At 40.0% G+C, this 21,472-nt stretch carries 21 protein-coding genes and 1 pseudogene; 4 read left to right on the top strand and 18 right to left on the bottom strand.

Annotation, left to right across the window (positions count from 1 at the left end; translation table 11 throughout):
- Positions 1 to 843: 843 nt before the first annotated feature.
- From AC012T_RS29080 to AC012T_RS29050, 7 genes are all read right to left on the bottom strand, one after another.
- The gene (locus AC012T_RS29080; protein ID WP_487067803.1) at positions 844 to 1,146 is read right to left on the bottom strand and encodes a fertility inhibition FinO-like protein; all 303 of its coding nucleotides are present in this window, start codon (positions 1,144 to 1,146) and stop codon (positions 844 to 846) included.
- Positions 1,147 to 1,348: 202 nt separating this feature from the next.
- Positions 1,349 to 1,945: a hypothetical protein gene (locus AC012T_RS29075; protein ID WP_487067801.1), complete on the bottom strand. Its 597-nt coding sequence runs from the start codon at positions 1,943 to 1,945 to the stop codon at positions 1,349 to 1,351.
- 413 nt (positions 1,946 to 2,358) lie between these two features.
- The gene (locus AC012T_RS29070) at positions 2,359 to 2,721 is read right to left on the bottom strand and encodes an aspartyl protease (protein ID WP_487067799.1); all 363 of its coding nucleotides are present in this window, start codon (positions 2,719 to 2,721) and stop codon (positions 2,359 to 2,361) included.
- Positions 2,718 to 3,035, bottom strand: coding sequence for a hypothetical protein (locus tag AC012T_RS29065; RefSeq protein ID WP_487067797.1), 318 nt, complete (start codon positions 3,033 to 3,035; stop codon positions 2,718 to 2,720). The genes AC012T_RS29070 and AC012T_RS29065 overlap by 4 nt, the downstream gene beginning before the upstream one ends.
- 215 nt (positions 3,036 to 3,250) lie before the next feature.
- Positions 3,251 to 3,817 (bottom strand): helix-turn-helix domain-containing protein, encoded by a 567-nt coding sequence (locus AC012T_RS29060; protein WP_487067795.1) that lies wholly within the window; start codon positions 3,815 to 3,817, stop codon positions 3,251 to 3,253.
- 1,047 nt (positions 3,818 to 4,864) lie between these two features.
- A complete protein-coding gene (locus AC012T_RS29055) occupies positions 4,865 to 5,545 on the bottom strand; it encodes a nucleotidyl transferase AbiEii/AbiGii toxin family protein (protein WP_487067793.1) in 681 nt (226 codons plus the stop codon).
- Positions 5,538 to 6,047: a hypothetical protein gene (locus AC012T_RS29050; RefSeq protein ID WP_487067791.1), complete on the bottom strand. Its 510-nt coding sequence runs from the start codon at positions 6,045 to 6,047 to the stop codon at positions 5,538 to 5,540. Before AC012T_RS29050 ends, AC012T_RS29055 begins: the two co-directional genes overlap by 8 nt.
- Positions 6,048 to 6,449: 402 nt before the next feature.
- Here AC012T_RS29050 and psbA point away from each other — a divergent pair, with 402 nt between their 5' ends.
- Positions 6,450 to 7,532, top strand: a complete 1,083-nt coding sequence (gene psbA / locus AC012T_RS29045; protein WP_487067789.1) for a photosystem II q(b) protein — start codon at positions 6,450 to 6,452, stop codon at positions 7,530 to 7,532.
- A gap of 610 nt (positions 7,533 to 8,142) precedes the next feature.
- Here the strand turns inward: psbA and AC012T_RS29040 are convergent.
- The 5 genes and pseudogenes from AC012T_RS29040 to parA form a co-directional block, all read right to left on the bottom strand.
- Entirely contained in the window at positions 8,143 to 8,514 is a 372-nt protein-coding gene (locus AC012T_RS29040) for a DUF5615 family PIN-like protein (RefSeq protein ID WP_487067787.1), read from the bottom strand.
- Complete coding sequence (locus tag AC012T_RS29035) at positions 8,511 to 8,741, bottom strand: DUF433 domain-containing protein (RefSeq protein ID WP_015328361.1); 231 nt, start codon at positions 8,739 to 8,741, stop codon at positions 8,511 to 8,513. Before AC012T_RS29035 ends, AC012T_RS29040 begins: the two co-directional genes overlap by 4 nt.
- A 71-nt stretch (positions 8,742 to 8,812) precedes the next feature.
- Positions 8,813 to 9,379, bottom strand: coding sequence for a tyrosine-type recombinase/integrase (locus AC012T_RS29030; protein WP_487067785.1), 567 nt, complete (start codon positions 9,377 to 9,379; stop codon positions 8,813 to 8,815).
- Positions 9,380 to 9,736: 357 nt separating this feature from the next.
- Positions 9,737 to 10,006: a hypothetical protein gene (locus AC012T_RS29025; protein WP_487067783.1), complete on the bottom strand. Its 270-nt coding sequence runs from the start codon at positions 10,004 to 10,006 to the stop codon at positions 9,737 to 9,739.
- Positions 9,993 to 10,642 (bottom strand): annotated as a pseudogene (gene parA, locus AC012T_RS29020) (ParA family partition ATPase). Before parA ends, AC012T_RS29025 begins: the two are co-directional and overlap by 14 nt.
- 462 nt (positions 10,643 to 11,104) lie before the next feature.
- On the opposite strand from parA, the gene AC012T_RS29015 reads away from it, so the two are divergent.
- Complete coding sequence (locus AC012T_RS29015) at positions 11,105 to 11,614, top strand: hypothetical protein (protein ID WP_487067781.1); 510 nt, start codon at positions 11,105 to 11,107, stop codon at positions 11,612 to 11,614.
- Positions 11,607 to 15,110: a WD40 domain-containing protein gene (locus AC012T_RS29010; RefSeq protein WP_487067779.1), complete on the top strand. Its 3,504-nt coding sequence runs from the start codon at positions 11,607 to 11,609 to the stop codon at positions 15,108 to 15,110. The genes AC012T_RS29015 and AC012T_RS29010 overlap by 8 nt, the downstream gene beginning before the upstream one ends.
- Before the next feature lie 16 nt (positions 15,111 to 15,126).
- On the opposite strand, the gene AC012T_RS29005 is transcribed toward AC012T_RS29010, so the two are convergent.
- A complete protein-coding gene (locus tag AC012T_RS29005) occupies positions 15,127 to 15,444 on the bottom strand; it encodes a DUF2584 domain-containing protein (RefSeq protein WP_487067777.1) in 318 nt (105 codons plus the stop codon).
- Positions 15,445 to 15,730: 286 nt separating this feature from the next.
- On the opposite strand from AC012T_RS29005, the gene AC012T_RS29000 reads away from it, so the two are divergent.
- Entirely contained in the window at positions 15,731 to 17,239 is a 1,509-nt protein-coding gene (locus AC012T_RS29000) for a deoxyguanosinetriphosphate triphosphohydrolase (RefSeq protein ID WP_487067775.1), read from the top strand.
- Between the two features lie 111 nt (positions 17,240 to 17,350).
- Here the strand turns inward: AC012T_RS29000 and AC012T_RS28995 are convergent, their stop codons facing one another.
- From AC012T_RS28995 to AC012T_RS28975, 5 genes are all read right to left on the bottom strand, one after another.
- A complete protein-coding gene (locus tag AC012T_RS28995; protein WP_487067773.1) occupies positions 17,351 to 17,896 on the bottom strand; it encodes an AAA family ATPase in 546 nt (181 codons plus the stop codon).
- Complete coding sequence (locus AC012T_RS28990) at positions 17,893 to 18,297, bottom strand: ASCH domain-containing protein (protein ID WP_487067771.1); 405 nt, start codon at positions 18,295 to 18,297, stop codon at positions 17,893 to 17,895. The genes AC012T_RS28995 and AC012T_RS28990 overlap by 4 nt, the downstream gene beginning before the upstream one ends.
- A gap of 100 nt (positions 18,298 to 18,397) precedes the next feature.
- Positions 18,398 to 19,699, bottom strand: a complete 1,302-nt coding sequence (locus AC012T_RS28985) for a hypothetical protein (RefSeq protein WP_487067769.1) — start codon at positions 19,697 to 19,699, stop codon at positions 18,398 to 18,400.
- A gap of 2 nt (positions 19,700 to 19,701) precedes the next feature.
- Positions 19,702 to 20,709 (bottom strand): hypothetical protein, encoded by a 1,008-nt coding sequence (locus AC012T_RS28980; protein ID WP_487067831.1) that lies wholly within the window; start codon positions 20,707 to 20,709, stop codon positions 19,702 to 19,704.
- Positions 20,699 to 21,253: a DUF4186 family protein gene (locus tag AC012T_RS28975; RefSeq protein ID WP_487067829.1), complete on the bottom strand. Its 555-nt coding sequence runs from the start codon at positions 21,251 to 21,253 to the stop codon at positions 20,699 to 20,701. Before AC012T_RS28975 ends, AC012T_RS28980 begins: the two co-directional genes overlap by 11 nt.
- Positions 21,254 to 21,472: the final 219 nt, after the last annotated feature.

Genomic DNA, 21,472 nt, shown 5'->3' with positions numbered 1-21,472 from the left:
GGTAGATTCCTCTTGATACTTGGGTTTTCTCTGTATCAGAGGGGGCTATTCGTGCTGCTCTTACATATTTATGAGATTTGCTGCTGCTTCTTTCTGGGTTGGCTTATTTTTTGGCGAGGAATAAAGAATCTTAGGACTTACACAGGTTGTTTAAAAATCTGGGGTTTGGGCAGATGGGGGAGACAAGAAAGAGATTCATTCAATAATTTCTTCTTGTCCTCTTGCATTCCCCACCCTATCTCTTTTTTCTAGATACCGTAAATAGTAAGGGGTAGGAAGTAGACGAAACTGCTAAAACTCTTACTATACAATACTTCCAGATTTTATCTCTTGTTTTAATCAGTAATGAAAGGTGGGTAAGTCCTGAGTCAGATCATTTATTTTCTAAAATATTCCAGTCGGAAGGCTTGAAATGTTGCAGCAATCTATATAATAGAAAGCAACACGAAATGATCTCAAGAAAGCCAATTGGTGGAGTCGGTCGCCAAACTAACACCCACTTCTTCGGTTTCTTTGAAATTAACCCCGCTCTGATACTATTGAGCAAAGTTAAAACCGGCAATTCTATGATGGGACAAAGCGTGTACTAGTTAGTATCGTTTTGTCCTGTTGCCGTTTTATAGTTGTTATCTCTTCACCTATATCTTCATCTCCATTACTCGCTTCATTTACGTATTAGCCAGATCATACAGAAGTTTTGCACCGATGCACTCTAACATTTGTTAGATTTTTAACTTTTAATGTTGCTACATCTGTTGATAGTGGTTCATGGGGTAATCAAGCCTGCTGGTGAAACCCTTGTGTAAGCTGTGATTATCCATCTATCTGTGGCAAAACTTTTGCTCAAGTAGCACTAGCCGCATCTGCGGCTGGTGTTTTTGCCTTTTTCTCAAAAGTCTGGATATTTGGCTCTAACAGCACAAAACCGTTATCGGTGGCCTCTCCCAACTTGCCAGCAATCGCTCCTACCCATTGTGGGTAGTTAGCTTGGGCATCAGTCAGTTTCTTCCAAACTTTCGGCTTGACTGTAACGCTAATAATCCGACCATCGCAATCAACCTCGAACTGTTGCCAGCCGTTATCGGTGGTCGTGGCTTCTGGCAGTTCATTAATTTTGATTGTTACTTCTAATTTTCCTGTAATCATAATTACCTCAGCACAATTTTTCCACCCCAATGCAGAGATTACCCTATCAGAGCATACTTTGTCCTCACAAGACAAGTTCCAAACGGCTATTTATTGTTTATCCCAAGAGAGCGCACTTTCAACCTCACGTTAGAAATTAGACGCGGGAGCATACCCGCGTCTAAAACTTGGTAATTGAAGGCTAATAGCTAGTTTTTGCTGATTATTTTTGGTTAGACTCATTATCCTTCACCGGGAAGTATCGACGGGTATTAGGGGGTTTCTTCCAGCCCGTCAACTCAAACAAATATTCATCAGGGTCAAGATTAAGCATCGTTGCCCATTGATTAATTGTGCTGCCGTTAATATCTATCTTCTCACACAGGTCAGTTTTGGTAAGCCCAAGTTTTACATCTTCATCAGAATATGAAAACTTAATTTGTCCTCTAGGAATATCTTCTACCTTCTCTTTCAGAGATGATAACCCCGCATTAATAAGGGCTTGTCGTAATTCATCAATTTCTGTTCTGAGTGAGTTGATCTCATCATTAAACTCGCTTTGTTGTTCAGCGACAGTTGCCTCTAGGCTATCTATTTCGGTGGTTTTCACCTTCAGCCGCTTCACCTCTTGTTCGAGGTTTTCTGGCATAACTTCAATGGGAATATTCCCCTCAAGGTAATGCTCAAGTATAATAGTCAGAGCTTGAGATGCTTTTTTGATTTTGTGTTTTTGCATCCACTTTTCTAAACTAGCGTAGAGGCTAAAGTCTAGGTAGGCAGTGACTTTAGCGTGATTGTTCAACCATTCTTTAGTCGCCATGTACTCTGCTTTATCTAGTAGTGGTATGTGAAAGTTAGTTACATTCTAACAAATGCAACTTAAAGTAAGTTACCTGTAATTTAATGGTAGCGTGCTATTTGGGTTTAGTGGATTACTGTGTTGAGTTAATAAAACTAAAGTAAATGACTAAAAATAACAATTATCTTACTTTAGATATATAGACTTTAGTTAGTAACTTACTCAGATTAAATAAGGCAAGCAGTGTCGAGTTATTAAAAATAAAGTAAATTACAGACAGTAAAAGATTTAAGCTAAAGTAAGATACTAAGTATAGTAATTAGTTTGCTTTAAGTTACTTATACTTTACAAGTAAATTAAAGTAGCGGACTTAGTAAGTTACTCTTGTTAAAACCCTGACCGAATAATTACGAATTACTTTGACTAGGAGAGTGTCAACCCAGCGTTAACACACCAGACGATATATCCACCACCAACCGTCTGTTTTTTAACCACTGGCGACCAAGCAAAACTTCAGACAATCCTTGTCCCACGTGGACAGGAATATCAAAATCTTGTCCGTCGATTCGCACTTTTCCTAAATAAATGTCAAACTCCGCATCTCCCTGGGCTGTGAGCATTGTTTGTTGTTCTAGATACATCCAATCCAGTGCTTCTAAATCCTGGTTGTTAATTGCCAGCCACCAAGAAAAACCTGTATCAAAAAGTGCTTCTACTGGTAGTTCTAAACCGTCAGCAGCTATCAACTCTATCTCAAAAAATAATTCATCCTCATCACCAAACTTACCCGAAATCATATCCTGCCACACACCCCAGTTTCATTGATGCGGAAAACGTGCAGCTTGACATTGGGGTATTTTTCATGTGCCTTCTGTGCTGCAAAAAACGCATTTTCATTAAGAAAATATTCGCCACTGTCCGGCTCAACTGCTATGTACCAGTTGTAGTGAGTTTTGATTAATTCTGGTTGTACCTGCTCAAAAATTAGTTTGCAGCGTTGATACAAGGTTTCGCGTTCAGCTTGCCATTGAGCTTTTTGTTCTTGCGTCCACTGAATTTCCGGGAAGATTCTCCCCCGACGAACTGGGCGAGTAGACTTGACTTCAGTCATGGTTGGTTCTGCCTGCATTATCTATATTTTCTAGCATGGACGCTCTCCCATCAATCGCAAATAGCAAATAGATTTGCTCAGATCGTAAATGGGGAAGTTGTTACGAGCGGTAAAGCCTCTTAGCATCCGTTCCCGCCAAATCTCGCCACTGTTTCAAATGCTGATGCCTGCTCTATGCTATTGGCGAGGTTTACATTGTCGCTATTTGGCGAGAATCAGAATAGCTTGTCAATATACTCATCCAGGTCACTGCGCTTAATCCGCCAACCTTTACCAATCATTTTGGCTTTTAGTTCACCAGAAGTAATTGCATCCTTGAGAAATTCCCTAGACAACCCAGTTAACGCCTGTGCTTCTGCCATCGACAGCAGCAGCTTATCAGCAATTGCAACTACTGGTTGATTCTCACTTTTACTCAACAATCCCTCAATGATCGAGGCCAGTCTATCAACTGTGGCAATCTCGCCAAATTCCGTAATCTCGCCTGGTGTTTTGACTGCAATACCTGTCTCCTGCTCTTGGTCTGTCGCTATTTGGCGATATTCACTCTCTGACAATATTTGACGAGATTCATCTGTCGCAGTTTGGCGAGATTCAAAGGCAGGCTTAACAGAGGGCTGGTTCAATTCTTCTCTAAAAGCTTCTAGCTCTGCTTTTTCAAAGTTAGCAGTGGGGCGGGTTTTCCCTTTCTCATACTTAACACTGATCCGCCCCTGCTGCACATAACGTTCCAGCGCCCGGACACTAACACCCAGAAAATCTGCTGCTTCTTGTTTGTTCATAGAAACCTCGCCAATCTCGCCAAATACTAACACACATTGCTGGCGACATTTGGCGAGAATTCAAACCTTCGCCCTCTGAATGGAGAAATATTTGCGAGGATTACACGGTCTACACGAAATTGCACTTTTGCGATGCTCCTTTATGAGCCGCCGTAGGCGATTGCGCTGATGCGCCCCTGGAGTAGGCAATCGCAATTATGAAAAGATTAGCAGGCGACACGGAGACATTCCAATCCAGCTTTTCAAGAATCGGCAATTTGGCAACTAAAATTTTACTGTTAACGGTTTAATAAAAAAATCAACAGGGAAGACGGGATAAAACAGAACTTCAACGATAATTTTCCCACTCCCTCGCCAGTTGCCAATAGAGTGTCATAGCATACCCCCCTAAAAAGCTAATTATCAACACTCTTTCATCGCTTCATTACAACTGGCTAGATTTACAAGACACCAAAATAGGGCAGATACCCAGTTATGCTTGCCAATACTTGCAGTCTGTAATTGGACGACATTTCTACACCGGAGTCTATACAGTAAAGCAGAAAGCCGATGATTAGCTTATTTCAGAGCTTTCTATACTCTCGTCTACACGGACGCAACTTATACCAATTCTGTATGATAGCTTGCGTGGCGTAGCCAGAGATGCGCCGAATTATATAACGAAACGCTTGCTCCTGTCTATGTTTAGTAGATTACTGCATTGAGTTAAGAAAACTAAAGTACCTTACTAAAAACAACAATTATTTTACTTTAGATATATAAACTATATTTAGTATCTTACTCAGCTTGAATAAGGCAAGCAATGGGGAACTATTATCAATTAAGTAAGTTACAGATAAAAGATAATTTAAGTGACAGTAAGATACTTCTTTAAATAAGTAGCTTGCTTTAAATTACTTGTAATTTATAAGTAAATTAAAATAATATACTCAGTAACTTACTATTGCCAAAACCCTGACTAGAGGGAGATAGCAACCCAGAGATGGCTGAGATTTGACATTTTTTGAGTAAGACCAAGTTCTTGAACTGGGAGTAGAGTGTCTGGTTTTATATAGCAGCTAATCTTTCAATTAGAGACAGGAGCAATTGCTCACGACCAGCATTTTTAGCGACAAACGAAAGGTGATAGGGGGCATATTCCCTGAGTGTTTTGAGTTCAGTTGTCAACCATTCTTTGATAAATGTTATTACCACTGCGTCTGCCTGCTGAAGTTCCTCTTCCAAATAAGGACAGCCGTCTAGCAATAACACAATATCTTCTAAATCAGGACTGCCGTAGAAGTCGCGCTTTCCTCGACTATTGAACGCCTCAATCTTTGATGCCAGAAGATAAGATACTGGAAAAATCCATATCTGCTGACTACTAGGAAGGTTATAGGTAATTGCTTGAGTGATTCCTGGTATATACCAGGAATTGGAAAATCCCAGTACAGAAGGGTCAGTCGGCATGATATCTATCATTAGTTCCTGATATTGCCAGCGACAGAGTGGTCCGCCTCCTGTATACTCCTCTAGTCCAATTTCACGCAGTTTGTCTGATAGCCGATAATATTCAGCAGTAGTGGTAATTTCAACAACACAATCAACATCTTTTGTTGGGCGCACATCGGCAGCAGAAACCTCATCAAGGTAGAGTGATATTGTTGCACCGCCTGTAAAAATTATACGCTCATCCAAGGAAGAAAGTAATTTGGCCGCCTTGGACAGCATTTGTATTTGCTCATTCATGGGCTAATCTTTGTTCAAGTTCCTGAGCAGCAAGACGTTGTTCCCGCGCACGACCAACCCGAAGTGCGTCAATCAAACTCAGCAACTCATATAGTTCTGAGTCGTCCTTAGCAGCAGCAGGAACTGATTTATACAAGGGAGTAATAGTTTGCCCCCTCACAGTTCCATCTGGAGCAGGCCATACGTAAGCATCAGCAGGATCGACGACAAGTAAGTTTTTTAAAGGCTCGGCGGAATGTGCAGTTGGCATTCCCCGGCTCAAAGGACCAGGTTGCCCAGGAAATACGTATTTAAGTCCATGAATGAGGAATTCGAGCAAAGCTGGCTTCCTAATCTTTTTAGAAGCACAATCATACAGACCACTGACTTCACATCTTTTGAGTGCAGCATGAACTTCGGATTGACTCATATGCAGGCTATTGGCAAGTCCACTGTAAGTCCACACTTGAGAACGCAAGTTATGCACTTTAAGTGAAACAACAATGTCTTGAGGTTTTAACATGGCAGCATTACTCCTATTCGCGAATAGCGAATCTAATCTGATTCTACATTCGCAAATAGCAAATAGCAAATAGATTTGCTCAGATCGTAAACGGGGAAGCTGTTACGAGCGGTAAAGCCTCCCAGCATCCGTTCTTTCCCGCCAAATCTCTCCACTGTTTTAAATGCTAATTCTTGCTCTATTCTATTGGCGAGGTTTACCTTGTCGCTATTTGGCGAGAATCAGAACATCAACCATTTCCGACAAAAATCGCGCCTTTAGATAAGCAAATATTATACCTTGTATCATTTTTACTGAAGCTAATTTACTTGCTTAACTTTTGTAAAGCAGTGTAAAGTATTGTTACAGACAAAGAAACAAACTTGTCTGATTTATAAAAAACATAACCGCAATTATAAAACCATGACCACAGCCATTCAACAGCGCCAAAGCGCTAACGTCTGGGATAGATTCTGCGAATGGATCACCAGCACTGAAAATCGCATCTACATCGGTTGGTTTGGAGTCTTGATGATTCCCACCCTTCTATCTGCGATCGCTTGCTTCGTAATCGCCTTCATCGCCGCTCCCCCCGTAGACATCGACGGCATCCGCGAACCAGTAGCAGGTTCATTACTATACGGAAACAACATCATCTCCGGTGCAGTAGTTCCTTCCTCCAACGCAATTGGATTACACTTCTACCCAATCTGGGAAGCAGCATCCTTAGATGAGTGGTTGTACAACGGTGGACCTTACCAACTAGTAATATTCCACTTCTTAATCGGCGTAGCTTGCTACCTCGGTCGTGAATGGGAACTATCTTACCGCTTAGGAATGCGTCCTTGGATTTGCGTAGCCTTCTCTGCACCAGTAGCAGCAGCAACCGCAGTCTTCCTCATCTACCCAATCGGTCAAGGTTCATTCTCCGATGGTATGCCTTTAGGTATCTCCGGAACCTTCAACTTCATGATCGTGTTCCAAGCTGAACACAACATCTTGATGCACCCCTTCCATATGCTGGGAGTAGCTGGTGTATTCGGTGGTTCCTTGTTCTCTGCAATGCACGGTTCTTTGGTTACATCTTCCTTGGTTCGGGAAACAACCGAAACCGAATCACAAAACTACGGTTACAAGTTCGGTCAAGAAGAAGAAACCTACAACATCGTTGCAGCACACGGTTACTTCGGTCGCTTGATTTTCCAATACGCTTCTTTCAACAACAGCCGTTCACTTCACTTCTTCTTAGCTGCTTGGCCTGTAATCGGTATCTGGTTTACCGCTTTGGGTGTCAGCACAATGGCTTTCAACTTAAACGGTTTCAACTTCAACCAATCAATCATTGATTCTCAAGGTCGTGTAATCGGTACATGGGCTGACGTAATCAACCGCGCTAACCTCGGTATGGAAGTAATGCACGAGCGCAATGCTCACAACTTCCCCTTAGATTTGGCTGCTGGTGATGTTGCTCCTGTTGCTTTAGCTGCTCCTGCTATCAACGGTTAATCTTTCTAGACATAAGATAATAACTTCTCTGTCAATAAAAGGCGCTCTTCCAAATGGGAGGGCGCTTTTGATTTGGGGGTGAAGTTGCCTTTGCGTCAACTTAAAGTAAGTTACCTATAATTTAATGGTAACTTGCTATTTTTGTTTATTAGGTTACTAAATTGAGTGAAGAAAACTAAAGTAACTGACTAATGTCTGACTTTTGATATATAGACTATAGTTAGTATCTTACTCAGATTGAATAAGGCAAGCCGTATGGAGTTATTACCAATTAAGTAAGTTACAGATAAGAGATAATTTAAGTCAAAGTAAGATACTTGTTTAAATAAGTAGTTTGCTTTAAATTACAAGTAATTTCTAAGAAAATTAAAATAATTGACTCAGTAAGTTACTCTTGCCAAAACCCTGACTGGGTGAGGGCGTTGGCTTTACATTGGTAGGCGCTCGCTACCCACTCGTCCTAGTTAAACCTCTCAAGCAACCAGGAATTGCAATTTTTTGCAGGCTGCACTTAGTTTTCTGGGTAGTGGAGTATTTTTCAGCGTGGCAGCCTGGGAAATTGCAAAGCGCAGCGGTTCCTGGTTGCTACCCCACGAGTAAAAACTCCAGACTAACCACGTTTAATCGGTAAAATACGCACCCTAGATTGGGCTTTGTCAACTGTTACTAAAGCGCCTGACTCCAGTGAAGACTCAAACTGATTCAAGGCTGAAATAACTAGATTTTCAATACTGGTAGGCAAAATATCCTGAGTTCGAACCTGAATTACACTGGGAGTATCTGCCCCTGTGGCAGCTAACAGGGAACCGAAGTCTAAATCGTGGGTAAAGACAATATATGCATTAGTTCTGGCCCACTCCATAATTACCGAATCTTTCTCACGGGGATCGCCAACGGTAGACCAGTGGACAGCGGTAATGTTATACCTCTCAAAAACCGCGACCCAATCAGGGGAAAGGTTCATATCAATCAAAATTTTCATGCACTTATCAGCGGGACTTCAATTTCTTCAGCCCGCCATGCAGCATAGGCAAGTGCTTCATAGATATCGGCTTCTTCTAGGTAGGGATAAGCCTTGAGGATGTCGCTTGAACTGTGTCCAGATGCCATTAAGCCGACAATAGTACCAACGGTGACACGCATTCCCCGGATACAGGGTTTGCCGCCCATTACTTCTGGGTTGCGGGTAATTCTAGTGAGATTTTGCATGGCTGTTGCCTCGCTATAGCTGATTGGATTGGGAAACCAGAAATGGCTGCGTCAATCTTTTCCATTCTGGACTAAAACTTGAGTGTTGAAACTGCTGATTCTAAATCCTCATCTAGTACCTCTAGATATTTTTGCAAAGCAGATAAAGTTCTGTGACCCGAAATTTTCTGGATTACCTTTAGTGGCACCCCAGACCTGTGCATTTGAGTTAAGCAGGTGCGACGGAAGCTGTGAGTACTGGCCCCCTCTATAAGCAGTTCCATGAAAGCAGCCCGCAGAATCTTATCTGCTGAATCTGGGTGGATGTGTCCTCTACCGTGACGACCAGGAAATAGATAGACCTTCGGTGAATGGTAAGCTTCTAGTAATTCCTTTAACTCAGAATTGACTGGCACAGAGCGAGTTTCAATTTTGCCCTTAGTCGTCCCCTTGCGAATTGTTACACGGGGGCGCACACTGCCATCAATGCTGTATACATCTTTAGTATGCAAGGAACAGGCTTCGGCAATCCGAGTGCCTGTGTACAAGCAGACACCAAACAATGCCCGATCGCGTGGAGTTTTTAATCCGATGCTGAACAACCGGGATATTTCATCTGAAGATAAGATTTTGGCTTGGTCATGCCGATCTATTTTCATAAGATTATCTTACACCGACATAGTACAAGATTCCGATGTAGAGGCTCTAAACCTTATTCTAGCGTCAGGGGTGTGGCAGGTCAAACCACAGATAATTTCTGCTTATCAATAGAGCGGCATGGATTTCACGGAATCATCAGGGTTTGGGGCGATGACGATGACTTTTCCTTATATATTCACCAATGGGAGCGCAAAAAGCTATAATGCGCTGCTTTGATTTTTTGGCGCTAGTAGACCCATCTACCAGAAAAAGTCGTTATATATTCTTATAACAACATCTCTACACCTTCATCTAGAGGAAAATGTAAATCTGTCATTTTGTAATAATCTACAAATGTAATAATGTTAATTATTACATTAATCCTCCAACTCCTGTTCAATGAGGGAAATCATTAGTTCCTTGATGCTCATCCCTTTCTTAGTAGCGCAAATTTTAATTGTCTGATGCTGGGTTTCTGTTACCTCAAAGGTAATCCGCTTCATCTTGCTATTGCTGGGTTCTTCCTTGGCAACAGAGGCATCAACACCATTACGACTTTCAACCCATGCTGCTTGCTCGTCTATAACAGGCGTTGTCTTCACTCCTGGCTTTAAGCTAAGTTTTGATGTTCTTTTAGTTTCTGCCATGATTCGTTGGTTCCTTTACAGATGCTAAAATTTCCTCACAAACTGCCCTGACTTCATCCGCAGCCGCACTTTTTGGAGCAGTTTCCAAAACTGTACTGCCGCTATTTAAGCACTCAGCAAAAACTACTCGTTGGCTAATTTGGGCGTTCAATACCGGAAAGGGATACTGCTGTAAGACTTCGGATACTTCCCGCGCAATGCTGCTATTAACAACCTTCCGGTTAACCAAAAATGCAGCTGACAAATCTGGCTTATATATAGTTGCTTCCTGAATAAGCTCGACTACTTCATGCACTGCCCAGATATCTAGGGGTGATGGCTGGATGGGGATTAGCACAAAATCTACTGCCATAATTGCTGAACGGGTGAGGTCAGAAACTCTGGGCGCACCATCAATCAGTACGTATTCATACCCCTGCGCTAATTTGGGCAATTCTTTGTGGATAATCGGGCGATCTAACGCCATGACGCTAAATGGTGCTTCTCCATTACGGGCTGCTGCCCAATCACGGGAGGAGCCTTGGGGGTCAGTGTCTACTAGTAATACTCGATACCCTTTTAATTTTAAAGCATGAGCCAGATGGATACTGTTGTCTTACCACTGCCCCCTTTCTGGTTCAGAATGGCAATTTTCATAAATGTAAGTTTGTTATTTTGTAATTAGTTACATTATTACAAAGCCGAAATACTTGCCATAAAAAGCTTTATGGATATGTACAAATTTGTAATTTAACATATTTACAAATTAACAGATGTAATTGATTACAAATTTACATATAATTCAGTTAGGCTACGGCTTCATATTTTCTAAGTATTACTGCTATTAGAATAGTATATATTTCATCTTGAAAAAGCCCCTACTTATTTCGACTTTTACTTGAGGCTCATAGAGTTTATTTCAAGTGTTGCCCCTGGTGTCCTTGTATATATACAGTTTGCTATCAAAATTACGATATCAAAAACGCTGCTCCCATATCCAGTAAAAATGCTTAAAAAAGCAAATAATCTTGGGAAAGCAATCATTCAACGAAATGGCACTTTTCTGTTAGTTTTCCATAAAAAAGTATTAAAATCATAAAAAAATGGAGAGATGATAAAATGACTACTAAAAGAGATTTAATTCAAAGGTTGAAAGATTTAGAAGAAATTTTAGAGATTTATTATGAAAAATTAGGTGTTTTTCAAAAAGATTTAGCACTCAACTCTAACGAAAATGCTAAGTTTGAATTAAGGCAACGAATTAAAAGGGAAATATTGCCAGATATTAGCAAGTATGAACTTGAGTATGGAGAAGTCCTATCAATAACAGTTCAAGAAGCAAATATAATTTCAGATTTAGAGGCTGAGAGTGCCCTTATTGAGGTATCTCAAGCCGTTGGACAAATTGAAAAATGTCGAAACCAAACTTTTTCTGATGAAATGAGACAGTCACTTAGAGAAATCAAAGAAGCATTAAATGATCCAGGTCAATCTGCGGCAGCCAAGTTAAAAGTCGCGTTACCTGTCATTCCCCTTATAGCATCATATGAATTGGAGATAGATACTGAAGCATTTATGACTAAAGCTTGGCGAAATATAAAATCACTCCTTATAAAAAAATATGAGTAAAAACGACCCTTCAAATATACAAGATGTACTTGATATCCTACATAAAAAACTTCTATTTTTAGAATACAATAAGGCTATAACCTCAGATACGACAAAGAAGTTTGAGTTAGGGGAACAAATCGAGCAATGTAAAAAAGAAATTGAACGATTAGAAAAAGAAATTCAAATAAATAATAAAAAAGGTTTAAATAGTGAAAGATTAAGCGATAGAGAGGGTGTAGGTATCCCTGCTAAAGGCTATCAGGATTGGGGTGAAGCAGTTGATGTTTCTATATTCTATGGACGCACAGAGCAACTGAAAACCTTAAAACATTGGATTATTGATGAAAAATGCCGCGTAATCATGCTTTTTGGTATAGGAGGAATAGGAAAAAGTTCACTATCAATTAAACTAGCTCAACAAGTCCAAGATGATTTTCAATACCTTATTTGGCGAAGTTTACGTGAAGCTCCACCAATAAATAAAATTTTGACAGATTTAATTAATTTTTTTTCTAACCAGCAAGAACTAGAATCAGAGGAATCTACTAGCGAAAAAATAACAAAATTACTTTATTATCTACAATCATTACGGTGCTTAGTAATACTAGATAATATAGAGTCTATATTAGAAAAAGGTGATTCAACAGGTAAATTTCGGAAAGGATATGAAGAATATGGAAATCTTTTACGTAGATTAGGAGAATCATCTCACCAAAACTGTTTAATTCTAACCAGTCGAGAAAAAACAAGAGACATTACAGAACTAGAAGGGGAGAAATTATTTGTTCGTTCTTTGCAGGTTTCTGGATTAGATAATTCAGAAGGAAAAGAAGTTCTTAAAGATAAAGGCATTGGTATATCCCAGAAACGATGCGAAGAGCTAATTAGATTATATAATGGCAATCCACTAGCGTTGAAAATTATTTCAACTCATATTAATGAAGTTTTTTCTGGCAGCATATCTGATTTTTTAGATCAAAAAGATTGTAGCTATATAGGCAGAATTAATGATGTTCTTGATGAACAATTTAATCGCTTATCTGAACTTGAAAAAACATTAATGTACTGGTTGGCTATAGAGCTTGAACCTATCTCACCTGAACAATTACGCCAAGATTTAATCTCTACAGAAAAACCACATAAATTGAGAACTAGATTAAGTGAAGCACTAGGATTTTTAACTCGTAGGTCTTTAGTTGAAAAATCTGCTACGTGTTTTACTTTACAACCAGTAGTTTTGGAATATGTAATTGATCGCTTTATAGAGTCTATTTATATTGAATTGAATACAGAAAACATCGAATTTATTAATAAATATGCCTTTGTTAAAGCGCAAGCTAAAGAATATATTAGAACTTCGCAATGCCGCTTAATTATTCAACCTTTAGTAGAAAGCTTTTGTAGTATTCAAGCTCTTCAAGAGCATCTAAAAAAAATTCTTATAAAATTGAAAGACAACTCTTTAACGCTAAGAAAAGGATATGCAGCGGGCAACATCTTAAATCTACTCTGTTTTCTAGAAATAAATTTATCAGAATATGATTTTTCTGGTTTATATATTCGTCAAGCATATTTACAGAATAAAGTTTTACAGAGAGTAAATCTTGCTTATGCAGAGTTATCTGAATGTACTTTTACAGAAACATTAGGTACTATTCTATCGGTAGCATTTAGTCCAAATGGAGAATTTATAGCGACTGGTGATTCTAATGGTGAAATTCACATATGGAACATAGCAACTGGACAATTATTTTTAACTTGTAAAGGACACAATAGTTGGGTTAGAACAGTCACCTTTAGCCCAAATAATAACTTGTTAGCTACAGCTAGTAGCGACTACTCAGTACGACTATGGGATAGTCGTACTGGTAAATGTCTTAAAGTTTTAAACGAACATACTGACCAGATTTACTCAGTAATTTTTAGCTCTAATGGTGCATTACTGGCTAGCGGTAGTGAAGATAAGACAGTAAAAATATGGCATGTTAGTACTGGAGAATGCTTGAAAACTATCGAGGATCATAGTGACCGAGTAAGAGCAGTTTTATTCAGTCACGATAATAAAATTTTATTTAGCAGTGATACTGCAATTCGATTATGGGATTTATCTACTGGAAATTGCTTTAAGGTCTTGAAGGCTGAACGAGATAGCCAGTCACTTTCTATAAGGTCAATTGCTTATAGCAAAAACCATCAAATCTTAATAAGTGGCGATGATAATGGAGACATTAGGTTTTGGTCTATTGAAAATGGCCAATGCTATAAAACAATTAATGCCCATAGCCAACGTATTTGGTCTCTTGCACTTAGCTCAGATGAGAAATACCTTGCAACTGGAAGTGATGACAAAATTGCAAGGCTTTGGGATTTTGAATCTGGGGAGTGTCTTAGAGTTTTTAAAGGTCATACTAACTCAGTACGAACTATTGCTTTCAGCCCTGATAATAAAATTATTGCTAGTGGTGGCAGTGATCAAACTATTAGATTATGGAAGGTTGAAACTGGTGAAAACCTTCGGACTTTGTTTGGATATACAAACCCTATACGCTCTGTTGCATTTAGTCCAAATGCAAATGGACAAATAATTGCTACGGGGAGTTACGATAAAATTGTTAGACTGTGGAACATTAAAAGTGGTGAATGTTTTTTAGAATTAGAAGGACATGCTGATTGTGTAGAATGTGTTGCTTTTAGCCCTGATGGTTGTTTAGTTGCTAGTGGCAGTGATGATCATATAGTAAGGATTTGGAATGTAAAAACTGGTCAGTGTCTAAAAATTTTGGAAGGGCATGAAAGTTGGGTTTGGTCAATCGCTTTTAGCCACAATGGGCAATTTTTGGCTAGTACAAGCCGCGACCACAAAGTCATTCTATGGAGTTTTTCCGAAGGAAAATATTTTAACTGCTTGGAAGGACACTTAGATGAGGTACACTCAGTAGCCTTCAGTACTGATGATCGCGTTATAGCAACTGGTAGCGATGATCATTCTATCAAACTCTGGAACACTAACACAGGACACTGCTTCAAGACTTTCAATGGTCACACTAACTGTGTCAGATCTGTGTGCTTTAGTCCTGATAACATACTTGCAAGTAGTAGTGACGACCAAACAATTCGAATATGGAATATATATACTGGCAAATGTTTTAGAGTGTTACAAGGACACACTGGTCGAGTCAGAACCGTTAACTTTAATTCAAATGGAAAATTTATTATTAGCAGTAGTGATGACCAAACTGTAAAACTTTGGAATCTCAATAATGGGGAATGTATTCAAACTCTAAAAGAACATACAAAAGAAGTTTGGTCAGTAGTTTTTGATCCGAGTGATTCAATTGCTGTAAGCAGTGGTGAAGATGAAACTATCAGGATTTGGGATATTAAAACAGGAAATTGTTCTAAAACGCTAAGACCTTCCAGACCATATGAAAATTTAGACATCACAGGTGTGAAAGGTCTAACAGAAGCTCAAATAACCACATTAGTTTCTCTAGGAGCAATCCAACAAAAATAATCTTTCGTTGTGGTCCTTATACGTGAGTACAGTTTACTTCCTTGACACAGAACGGAGTATTGTAAATCCTATCAATTTCAAACTCAACAGAAGTTTCTTCTTTTTCCCAAGTAAGTCTACGAACAATTACGTCTGCATGAGCAATCCAGTTTTCGTCCACAAGGAGAATTGGAACATCTACAGGAATAATTCTGTAACCACTCTTTAAAGCTTGATGATGAGACCTGAGCATAAGAATTTTGGGATGACCCTGATTTTCATTCAGCTTCAGAATATTATTTATTTCACAAGGCATTCCCATACCCCAAACTCCTTCCCAAAACGAACTGGTCATGAAAAACAAGAATTACATGTCTAATCCACTTTGTCTAGTACTTGGGGGTAAATGAGCAACCGTACAGAAAGTTACGCTTAGTTTAATGTCTTATTGGACAAGCATTCTGAAAATCACTTTTTTGCACCTCAATCATTGTGTCCAGCGCCCTGTTCAAAGTACCAATTAATCTAAACACTATTTGGCACAGCTTTTTTGTTGACTTTTATGTAATAATCTTTAGAAGAAAATGCTGACAATAATTTTTAATTAAAGTATAGTATTTTACTATAATGATTGAAAAATCATGTTTTGGACAAATGTGGAACCCTTGATGGGACAACATGAGTTTTTAATTCATATCAGGCGTAATTTATTAAAAAATATGAGTAAGAAAAAAATGCAATGGGATAAATTGTTGTGCAGTGACCGTCAAGAACACGAAAGGCATCTTAATGAAGATCCTCATAATCGAAGTCCTTTTGAAAGGGACTTCGATAGAATCATATTTTCAGAGTCGTTTAGGAGATTAAAGGATAAAACACAAGTTTTTCCAATAAATGATAATGACCACATTCATAATAGATTAACTCACAGTCTTGAAGTATCCTGTATAGGACGCTCATTAGGCAGGATTGTCGGTGTACATATACTAAAAAAACATAAAGAAGTTTTACAGCAACTAATTAATGAACAAGGTTTAAATGAAGCAAGCTTTGGTGCTATAGTACAGGCTGCTTGTCTTGCTCATGATATAGGTAATCCCCCATTTGGTCATTCTGGTGAAAATGCCATACAAGCCTGGTTTTACTCAGAAACAGGAAAAAGACATCTAGAACAACTAAATTCCCAAGAAAGAGAAGATTTAGATTTGTTTGAAGGTAACGCTCAAGGATTTAGAATCATTACGAGAGCGGAAAGACAAACTAAACGTAAGGGTATGCAGCTTACATATGCTACTCTAGCTACCTTTAGTAAGTACCCTAGAGAATCTTTGATTAAAATTGAAGATGATAATGAGATTTTGAAACAGGCTCTTCAAAAGAGAACCAGTGCTAAAAAGTACGGATTCTTTCAATCTGAGAAGGAAATCTTTGAAGAAATTGCAGAGAAAGTTGGTTTAATACGAATTGATGAAAACTCAGCATGGTGGTGCAGACACCCATTAGCTTTTCTCGTAGAAGCGGCTGATGATATTTGCTATCGTCTTATGGATTTTGAAGATGGATTTAACATGGGCTATATTGATTATAAAACAACTGAAAATTTGCTGCTCGATATTGCGGGAGAGGAGCATAGAGAAAAATTACAAGAGAGAAATGATAAATCTGGTTGGAGAGAAAATATAAGATATCTGCGAGGGAAAGCAATCAACAAACTGATAGATGTTGCTGTTGAGTCATTTAAAAAACATGAAGATGAATTGCTGGTTGGTAATTTCGATACCCCTTTGTTAGAAGCTGATGACCAAGAAATAAACCAAAAAATAGAAAATATTAAAGCAGAGATTAAAAGTAAAGTATATAATTGTCAGGAAGTTCTTTCCATAGAAGTTGCAGGATATGAAGTTATATCAGGTTTATTAAATGAGTTTATTACTGCTGTAGATGATGGAAAAACCACAATATATTCTAATAAAAAGAATAAAAAAAGTGATAAGATTAGGGATATGCTTCCGGGGCAAATAATATTTGATGGGCAACTTGGTAGTAAAAAATATTTAAATATTTTAAGAGTTACAGATTATATATCAGGAATGACAGACTCATATGCTGTTTCATTATTTAAAAAAATTAAAGGTATTTCTCTAGGTTAAATATTGTAGATAGAGTAATATGTAATCATCAAAAATAGTCATGAAGATGTTTGACTGAAGATTCAAGCGTATGATTCATTTCTATATATTTTTTGATTACTGTAAAAATCCTTAATTATCTTGTTGGTTGACCCACATTAAAATTTCTTTAACAAGCTCTTTTATTGTTCGGGTATTGTCCACAATTAAATCAGCCATTCCTAGTAACACTGTTTGCACTTGTACCTCTGTCGAATGCGTTCCTATATGTTTTAATTCTTCCCCCTTAGTTAACCCTTTTTCAATCAACCTAGCTTCGCGTATTGACTCGTTTACCGCTACAAAAACAAGGAGTAACTCTGAGGGAGCAACAAGCCGACGCAGCATGGAGGCAACTTCAACATGACGGATGCCATCCACAACCAATGGCTGTCCCGATTTCCAGTTAGCTTGTGCCAGGACTGAGCTACAGAAATGTTCCATCCCCTGGTTAATTAGAGATGCACCAACGCACTGCAACACTTCTCGTGATTCCCCTAGCCCTTGATGCTGTGCTACAGTCCGAACATAGTCCCCAAAACTAACACGTTCCCATCTAAGGGATGAAGCTACCTCGATTGAAAGTGTTGATTTGCCGCTGGCGATACTACCAGCAAAACCGAGAACAATTGGTTTCATAAAATTCCTAAATCAAGTTGTAGTTGACCAGAATTTTCGTGCAGGACTACCCAACCTCGGCGATCTCGTTTAGCAAATTTGATTGCTTCTATAGACTTAACGTGTTGAATTCGCATTAAAGTGGCAAATGATGCCGCTTCACGAGCTTTCCAAAAATCGGGGTCTTGAGCGCATAGAACTACTGAAAAATCTTCTCTAATAGTTCGCCATGATTCAGGGTCTAACTGATAAAACCAAACATAATTAACCTGACATAATCCTACAATTGGCCCACTAGATTGCTTCAACAACACAACATCACCTTTATCTACTCGATTGTATGGAGCAAATTTCCGGGTAGAAAACCTCGACTCCACTGTTTTCTTACCATCTAAAATAAACTGGAGATATGGTTCTACCAAAATGGCTAAGTGGAGCTTAAAGGGTGCTGAGTCGGGCGATTTCAACTGCTCTAAATAATTTTCCCAAAAAGAATCGCCCTGTACCGCTGATCTTAGTTGATCAACCAGCGGCTTTAGAGGATTTTGTATTGTTCCGCTGTTCTCCAAAAAATAAATTCTCCTTTTGTTCTGTGCTAACAATATTTATCATCTGATTGGCGGCGTGAGATACAAGCTTAGTTTCAACTAAGTTTAATGATCGCTCTAAAGCAAAAGCTACCGCTTCATCAGGCGATCGCCCTACTGCCAAAGCCTGCAAAATATGCAATAACACTCCCCGCCCCTGACAAGCAAAGATCCGGTTTCCAGAAGTCCACACATCAGCAAACTGGCGGCGCGAATCTCTCCGACTCACTGATTGAAGCACATCTCCTGGGACAATAGATATCAGTGATGGGTCAGCAAAGCCTGATAAAATTGGCTGCCGGACACGCACTCTCACTCCAAGTAGCACTTGCTCAATCCATTCATCTTCTTGTGGCAGAACTGTTGGGCGCGGGATTTCTGTCTGATGGCTATGCAAGAATACTGCTAGATTACCCCGTCGCCATTCACTAGAAACTGTGTGCAGTCCTTCTGCCTGGAGAACATTCAGTTCAAAGGGTGATGTCACATAGGACAGAGCTGCTGGCTCCAAATTAACGAAGGTAAGACCAATCTGTTCTGCCCAATCCAAAGCATTTGCCCATTCTCGCTCAATACCGGGGCGAGTGCCAACGGGAGGCATACTAATAAAAATGTATCCACCGATTTGGCAGAGTTGACAGGCTGCCCAGAGAAAAGCTTGAATATACTCTGGATACCACGGCGGGTCAAGGACAACAGCCGCTGCTAAAAGATTCGGTAGCGGATCTTTAATCAAATCACACCAAAGTATCTGGGTTTTTGGTGCTACTTGAGCAAAGCTATCCGTTATAGTACGACTTGCCTCAAGCAATATCAGTTGCCGTGGGTAGGACTGTTCAATCCCCATCCGCAGTAAACTTGGAGTTCCAAGTAACGCAATAGTTTCACCAGGGCGTGTCAGTTCCGCACATTTACTCAACAATTGCTGGACTGCCGCATCACTAAACCGCCAATCATAATCCAGGGGATGGGGAACAGGCAACGCAATTTGGTGGTGTGAGTAATTTGGCTTCTTCTGGCTCCGTCTAGCTGGAGGAGCGAAATCTGCCATAACCTTAGCAGAGATCCTCTGGGTGCAGGCAAGGCGTTGGAGAGAGTTAAGGGCAACAGACGGATATACTCCCGGCAGTAATGCTAGCATTTGGTCAAATGTGTTTACTCCACGGGCGATCGCCTCCAGTACCCAACCGTCAACATAATCTTCAAAAATCTGTGCTTCAGTTTTAGTGATTGTCATGCCTATCTGCCTCCATGAAGTGGTATATCGGTGATATTGCAAGCTCTTTCTTCACTGGAATACCTGCTCTCTAACTCTTGCAGCCAAGCTTCAATTGCAATTTGCTGATACTGCAACGCTTCATAGGTGTCCTGTTTTAAACGTTGCTTGACTGGGGTAAACTCCTGAATCTGGAGCGGCACTGTCCGCAGTGGCAGGTTCTCATCAAGCATTTGGAGACGGTCAATAAAGCGACGCATATCTTCTGCTATACCAACTGCCGATGGGGAAGTGAATGTGGCATAGGCATATAAGTCGATGCCTAGCGTCAAAAGCCGTCTCATCAACTCAAATTGCTGGTCAAACAGAGCAGGTTCGGCACGAGTGTTAAACGCAAATGATTCAGCGTTGAAACCCTTGAAACAGCAAACGCGACCATAATTGGGGTATGTAGCGATGAGTTCAATGTCTGCGTTAGAGAGAAATTGCCAGAAGTAGTCGTTACTGAGATTGTCGTCAGACCAAAGGTAGACTTGGTGTTCCAGCCCACGATTTTTGAGTTCAGCCATCATCCAAGGCACCCATTCGGGAATGAGATCCGGCTGACCACCTGTAAGGTCTATCATGGGCGGCGGGTCAGGTTGGTCAAGATAGCGCTCAATCAAGGTGACAGGACTTAACCAGTCAGAGTAATCGGGGTTAGCGGAAAGCAAGTCAAAGGGAACATAGCAATACCAACAGCGCCAGTTGCAGGCTGCGTTTTGGAAAACCTGCGCCCGAATTATATCCGTTGATGGCAAACCAAGCACCTTGCAAGCTGGGTCAATGGGTAAAGGGTTTGGCGGCCAGCTAGGGCTTCCAATAGTGCGCCGGAAATGTCGGATACGTCCGACACCACCGCAGTTAGGAGGTTCACTCAAATCCTTCTCCTGCTCCGTGTTCAGGAAATTGGTGATGAGGAGACGCTTGCCATTTAAATCAACTGATGCGGCTCGATAGCGATCTGACAAAGCTTCTGTGTTAATTGCCATTGGTACTCTTACCCCGCTCATCTTCTGTAGACGACTTCTTAGGAGTGTTCTTTCTTACTGGTGGTATTTTTTCTCCGTCTTCTGTGAGGTATGGTAACCGCTCTTCAATGTAGAGCATTACTAAGTCTGTAAAATATCCAACTTCCTGCTCAGTTAACTCCTGACCAAGAGGAATATTGTGCCAATATTCAATGCACTTACGACAGCAGCAGGCTGTAGCATGTTGAGCATAGTGAATGGCATTGGCTTTATCTGAATTTTCTCTTGGAGTCTGGCGACCATCATAAGAAGGCTTTGCTGAACCCACTGATTTGCGAATCCGCTTTTCAACAGTGGGCGGCATTTTCTTCTTCCCTATTTTGCGGGCATGATTAACTGCTTTTTGCCTAATTTCCGCGTGCCACATATGGTGTCGAAAAAGTTCCCTTTTGAGAGCTTCAAAAGTATATTTGGCATCACTAAGGTCGCGTTTGTGAACTCGCTCCCAATCAACCAAGTCTGCCCCACAATCACGACATTGACCTAATTGGTTAGCCGCTTTCATTTTTCGATTTTGCTTAAAACAGTGTAACTCGTTCTTACAATCTGAACTGGTGCATTTAAGCTTGTATGGTTTAAGTTTTTGTTCTGCCTTCAAATCTGTTGACATAAGTTTTAAATTTCATAACTCATCAAACTTGGTCAATATTCAAATATTAGATGCACCAGAATTATCAGATGCGCCCGATACCACCACAGTTCGGAGCTTCACTCAAATCCTTCT

It is taken from the genome of Anabaena sp. EIM26 (assembly GCF_057568715.1).
This window is presented reverse-complemented; position numbering and strand designations above follow the sequence as displayed.